The sequence below is a fragment of the Rhodococcus sp. (in: high G+C Gram-positive bacteria) genome (assembly GCF_049591685.1).
Taxonomy (GTDB): Bacteria; Actinomycetota; Actinomycetes; order Mycobacteriales; family Mycobacteriaceae; genus Rhodococcoides.
This window is the reverse complement of sequence record NZ_JBAWFH010000576.1, coordinates 1-6682: the sequence shown is the minus strand read 5'-3', so window position 1 is coordinate 6682 and position 6682 is coordinate 1. Positions and strand designations below refer to the sequence as shown.

Genomic DNA, 6682 nt, shown 5'->3' with positions numbered 1-6682 from the left:
AAGCTGCAGCACCGGCGCAGGTTGCAACGTGCGCGGTTGAGTGGAAGGTGCGCCAACAGTCTCGTGCGGCCACTTCGAACGGTTCCCGCGCATTATCCTCGCCACGTAGACACCGTAAACACTTCTTGTGCAATCGAACTGCGTCGGACACGCTCGAAACACACTGCCAAACAGCATTTTTGGGATTCGGCCACATCGGAAAAGTCTGGAGTTCGCCAAACCTGTTGAAAGCTGGACTTTGTCATCGTTCGTTGCGCCATCGAACTCGTCGCGATCTGCTCTGGCGGTCCAGGTGTCGGTCTGGTTGTATTCACTCATCGTTTCGGGGGGACACGATGATCGGCCGGCGTTGTCGCACGCTCCGGTTGCGCATTCCCGAGGCACGCATCGTCAGGCCGTCGTCGTTGGGGGTAAATCATGGTCGAGATTGCAGTCGTCGGTATCGGTTGCCGGTTCCCGGGTGGGGTTCACGATCCCCGGAGCTTCTGGGACTTCATGGTGGCGAAGGGCGACGGCATCGTCGACATCCCGGAGGACCGCTGGAACGCCGACCGCTTCTACGACCCGGATCCAGACGCCCCCGGCCGCATGTACACCCGTAAAGGCGGGTTCCTGACGCAGTCGCTGTGGGATTTCGATCCGGAGTTCTTCGGCATTTCCCCACGTGAGGCCGCAGTGACTGATCCGCAGCAGCGATTGTTGCTCGAAGTCGCGTGGGAAGCCCTCGACGATGCCGGGCATGCGGGCCGCGTCGCCGGGCAGCCAATCGGCGTGTACGTCGGCGGGTTCACGAACGACTCGGCCGGTCTCCGTTCGTCTCAGCAGGGCCGGCCGTACATCAACGCGCACAGCGCGACGAGCTCGTCGCACACGTTGCTGTCCAACCGCATTTCATACGCCTTGGACCTGGTCGGCCCGTCGATGACCATCGATACCGCCTGTTCTTCGTCGCTCGTCGCCGTGCACGAAGCCGTCCGTGCCCTGGATCGGGGCGAGTGCGACATGGCCCTCGTCGGGGGATCCAACGTGATGATCCGCCCCGAGACCTTCATTTCCATGTGCAAGGGCAGGTTCCTGGCGTTCGACGGGCGTTCCAAATCTTTCGACGCCGCCGCGGACGGATATGGACGCGGCGAGGGCGCGGGCATGGTGCTGTTACGTCCGCTCGCCGACGCCGTCCGGGACGGCGACAGGATCTATTCGGTCATTCGCGGCTCGGGCGTCAATCAGGACGGTCGGACCATTGCCATCCCCGTACCCAACCCCGTGTCGCAGCGGGTCCTGGCCGAACGGGTGTGTGCCGAGGCCGGTATCGCGCCCAGCAGCGTCGGCTACGTCGAGGCGCACGGGACCGGCACATCCGTCGGTGACCCGTTGGAGATCGAAGCGCTCGGTGCGGCATACGGTGCGGTCACCGGGCGGGACAATCCGCTGGTCGTCGGTTCGATCAAGGCGTCGATCGGCCATACCGAGGCCGCAGCCGGGATCGCGAGCCTCATCAAGAGTGCCCTGTCGATCCATCACCGCACCATCGTCCCGCAGGCGTGGCTCGACACCCTCAACCCCGCCATCCCGTTCGACGAACTCGGGATTCGCATCCCCACGGAGGTCGAGGCGTTCGCAGGCGTTCAGGACCGGCCGATCGTCGCGATCAACGGGTTCGGCTACGGCGGAACCAACGCACACGTCGTTATGGATGCCGCTCCGCGGTCCGCTCCCACGGCCGAGCCACCGGCGGTGCTCGGGATCTTTCCCCTCTCCGCGAGGACAGACGCGGCCGCCAGAGCACTTGCCTCTTCGCTCGCCGACACTCTCGACGCACAGCTGAGCGGGCTTTCGCCCGAGGAAGCCGACCTCACCGCACGCCGATTCACCGCCGCCGCGTGGACGCGGCGGGCCCATCACCCTGCCCGCGCGACGGTCGCGTTCACCGATGCCCCAGACCTCACGGCGCAGCTGCGGGCCTTCGCGGAGGGAACGGGCAACACCCGCCACGTCGTCGACGCAGCGGGCACCAGGCCCGTCTTCGTCTTCAGTGGAATGGGGCCGCAATGGTGGGGTATGGCCCGCGGCCTGCTGCACGCAGGTGGCGAGTTCGCGCGCACGGCGGGCATCGTGGACGACGCTTTCATCGAGATAGCCGGCTGGTCGATCATCGAAGAACTGTGCCGCGACGAGGAACATTCGCGTGTCACGAACACCGAAATCGCTCAGCCCGCCAACTTTCTCGTGCAGGTGTCGCTCGTCGCCGAACTGCGGGCGCTCGGGGTCGAGCCGGCGGCGGTTGTCGGACACAGCGTCGGCGAGGTCAGCGCTGCCTATTGCAGTGGCGCGCTGAGTCTGCGCGACGCCCTGCTCGTCAGTTGCCATCGAGCTCGGCTGCAGGCCACCACGGCAGGTAGCGGATCGATGCTCGCGGTCGGGCTGTCCGAAGCGGACGCCGTAGCGCGACTGTCGGACGCCGCCGACGACATGGCCGCGCATGTGTCGGTCGCTGCCGTCAACAGTCCGACTTCGGTGACGCTCGCGGGCGACGCCGCCCACCTGACTCGACTGGCCGAGACGCTCGCCGCGGACGGCATCTTCGCCAAACGTCTTCAGGTCGAGGTGCCCTACCACAGCCACCTGATGGACCCGATCCTCGCGGACGTTGCCGAGGCACTGAAAACCCTCGACCCCCAGGTTCCCCGGCACCCGCTGTATTCGACGGTGACCGCGCGGGCAGTCACGGGCGCGGAGTGGGACGCGAGCTACTGGTGCGACAACGTTCGCCAACCGGTCCGATTCGCGGAGACTGTCACCGCAATGGTCACCCAGGGTCACCACATCTTCCTGGAGATCGGCCCACATCCGGTTCTATCTGGCAACATTCGCGAAATTCTGGTTCGCACAGGAGAATCGGGCACAACCGTCGGGACGCTCTCGCGTAAGCAGGAAGACGCCGTCTCCCTTTCGGACACCGTGTCGGAACTGTACGTAGCGGGATCTTTCGACGGTCGCATCCTCGCGGGTGCCGAAGCGCTCGCGGCACCACACGTGCCACTGCCCGCCTACCCGTGGCAGAAGACTCGGGTGTGGAACGAGGACGACGAGTCCGTCGCCGACCGGTTCGGATCGAACACCGTCTACCCGATGCTGGGTGACCGAACGTCCGCAGCAGCGCCGGAATGGGAGGTCGAGCTGGCCGTCGCCCAGTTGCCGTGGCTACGCGACCACGTCGTCGACGGGCTGGTGCTGCTGCCCGGCGCGGCCTACCTCGACGCCGCACTCAGCGCGGCAGCTGTGCGCACCGGCCGTCAGGAGGTCGGCCTGGAGCACGTCGAGTTCGTGGCACCGCTCGTCATCGACCCCCACGACGTTCCTGTACTTCAGATTGCCGTGGAGAACAGCACCCGCCGCTTCGTCATCCGCTCCCGCTCGGCCACCGCGGCCGTGTGGACCGTCAACGCCACGGGGCGGCTTGTAGAGGGGCACTTCGAAGCCCCGTTCGTCGACTCTCGAATCGACGAGTCTGTCGACACTCACGAGGTCACCGGCGCAGACCTCTACCCGCTACTGCATGCCGCGGGTCTGCACTACGGCCCCGCATTCCAGGGCATCGAGACCGCGCGCATCGGCCCCGACGTCGTCGTTGCAACCGTCAACGCATCGATCGTCACGTCTGCAACTACCACGGCTGCGACCATCACGGCTACGACCGACAGGGCTGGTCACCTCGTCCACCCTGCCGTTCTCGATACCGCATTGCAGTGCGTCGCAGCACTGTCGTCGCCCACCGGCGCCGCCGGTGCCGTCGTTCCGTTCTCGGTGCGGTCGGTAAAGCGGTTCGGGCCGCTGCCGGAGCACCCGACCGTGGTCGTACGGCGCACAGGCACCGAGCCACTACGTGCGGACATCGCGATCACCGACGACGAGGGTCGGGCGGTCGTCACCCTCGGTGGTGTCGAGTTCCGGCCCATCGCCCCTGCGCAGTCGGTTCACAACCGGTTGTCGAAGGTGTTCTACGAACCGGTCTGGGAACTGTGCGACAACCGCGATCCCGTTGCAATCGCCAACGAAGCTGCCCGGGATTTCGCGCTCGTGGTGCTTCTCGGTGATCCGACCTCCAACGCACGGCACAGAGCCGAGGCGATCGCCGCGTCCAGACCGAACTCGGTTGTCGTCGAAGCCGGCAGTTCGAGCGTCGTCGAGCTCGTGGCCGCACTACGCCAGGGACTGAAGGCAGAAGGTGTCGACCGGGCGACAGTGGTTGCCGTGGCCGGTTCGTTCGCCGACCCAGCGAGTGCAGTCGGGTCACTGCTCGTCGCCGCGAGAACGGTGCACGTTTCCATCTACGGCGACGAGAACGGTCCGTCGGCGACGCCGGGCGCGGTGTCGGCGGTGGTCGTGACCGAACGAGCTTTTTGCATGCCCGGTGACGAGGCCGGGGCGGACCTCGCCCACGCGGCGCTCGTCGGCGCCCGGCGATCGCTCCGCAACGAGCAGTCCCCCGCGGCGTGGCGGCTAATCGACAGCGAGCCGGACACCGCATTGCCCGAGCTGGTCACCGAGACCTTCGCGTTCGGTCAGTTCGCAAACGACGTCGTGGACGAGGTCGCGCTCCGACAGGGCTCTCGATGGGTGGTCACCCTCCGCACGAATCTGAACGAGCACCTCGCGGTGCGCGATCAACCGACGGTGCTGCGGGACCCGGAACAATCGTTCGCCATCGAAAAGCCGGCGACGAAGCTGTTGTCCGATCTGGCTTTTCGCGCTCACGATCGGCGGGCGCCCGGCCCCGGTGAGATCGAGGTGCGAATGGACGCCATCGGTCTCAACTACAAGGACCCGCTGAAGGTCATGGGCGTGCTGACCGACAAGGAACTCGCAGGAACGTACTTTGGCACCACGCTCGGGCTGGAGGGTGCGGGCGTCGTGGTTCGGGTCGGCCCGGACGTCACGGACATCTCACCCGGCGACCGAATGGGCGTCTGTGCACGAGACATGATGCGCCGCTACGTCACCGTCGGGAGCGACGAGGGCGGCACGATGAAGATTCCGGACGACTGGGAGGCCGGATGGTGCTCGTCGATACTTCCGTTCCTGTGTGCGGAGTACGGATTGGTGCATCTCGCCGGGGTTCGACCGGGTGACACCGTTCTGATCCACGGCGCTGCGGCAGGCATGGGTCTCGCCGCGGTCCAGGTCGCCCGGATACTGGGCGCCCGAGTGATCGCCACTGCCGGCGACGACGAACGCCGAGCCGTCGCCCGCGAGGCAGGAGCGCACGAGGTGCTCGCGTCGAGGTCTCTCGACTACACGGAGCAAATCATGACGTTGACCGATGGACGCGGGGTCGACGTGGTGTTCAACTCGTCGCCGGGCGAGATCATGGCTCAAAACCTGCACTGTGCAGCAGAATTCGCACGCATCATCGAAATCGGAAAGGCCGACATCTACTTCGGCGGCGTCATGGATCTGAAGCCGTTCGACCGCAACCTCACTTTTCACGCGGTGGACATGGACCGCATGTTCGAACACAAACCAGCACTGGCCCGCCAGGTCACCCGCGAGGTGCTGGACAAGATGTCGTCGGGGCAGTACCAGCACCTCCCGTACACGAGTTACACCCTGGCGCAGGTCGGCGACGCGTTCGACTCCGTCATCCGGTCCTCGCACACGGGCCGTGTCGTCCTGGACCTCACCGAAGAACTGCCCGTCGTACGGCCCGGCATTCCGACCGTCGACATCGATCCGGGCGCCGCCTACGTCATCACCGGTGGATTCGGCGCCTTCGGAAGTGCCGTCGCTCGCTGGCTGGTGGACGAAGGAGCGCGACACCTGGTTCTGGTCGGAAGAAACGGCCCGAGCACAGACCGCGCAGTCGCTACGCTCGCGAAGTTCGCCGCCGCGGGGGTCACCGTCACGCAGGCACTGTTCGACATCTCCGACTACGACGCAGTATCCGATTGTCTCCGCGCGACCGTCGAGCGAGGCACCCGCGTCGCCGGGATCTTCCACACCGCGGGCATCGTCGACAACTACGCCATCAACGACATCACCGACGAGTCGCTACGCAGCATCTTCCTGCCAAAGGTCACCGGCGCCGTGCATCTCGATCGCGCACTGGACGAACTGGGCATCGAGACGGACATTTTCGTCATGTTCTCCTCGATGAGCAGCCTCACGGGAGGTGCACCGCAGGTGTCGTACTCCGCCGCCAATTCTGTTCTCGACGCGTTGGCGTGGACGAGGCGGCAACGCGGGCAAGCCGCGTTCACCGTCAGCTGGGGCTCGATGTCCGGCGGCGGCATGGCAGAGGCGAAGCAGGAGGTCGTGCGTTACCTCGACATGCTCGGTTTCAAGAACATCGACATGGACGAGGCAACCACGTTCTTGCGCGAGTGCCTCACATTGAACCTGCCACACGTCGCGCTCGTAGGAATCGACTGGGAGCAGTGGGGAGTCGCAAATCCCGCCTCGGCCACCATCCCGCGGTTCGCCGCACACATCGCCGCGGCCAGTACCGGAGGATCAGGTTTCTCCGCGCTGCAGGCCGAGGTTCTAGCGCTCCCCGAAGACCAGCGCGCCGACGTGTTGACCTTCGTTCTCGCGGAGCAACTGGCACTGGTCATGGGTGTCGACGCCGAATCGGTCGACGTGCAGACGCCCTTGCCGGAGCTCGGGCTGGACTCGCTGATGG

Annotated in this window: 2 protein-coding genes; one reads left to right on the top strand and one right to left on the bottom strand. The window is 65.8% G+C overall.

What is annotated here, in order from left to right:
* Positions 1-318, bottom strand: a 318-nt coding sequence (locus WBQ44_RS23735; RefSeq protein ID WP_495569106.1) for a hypothetical protein, incomplete at its 3' end; no start/stop codon positions are given.
* 99 nt (positions 319-417) lie between these two features.
* On the opposite strand from WBQ44_RS23735, the gene WBQ44_RS23730 reads away from it, so the two are divergent.
* On the top strand, positions 418-6682 hold a 6265-nt coding region (locus WBQ44_RS23730; RefSeq protein WP_495569105.1), incomplete at its 3' end, for a type I polyketide synthase.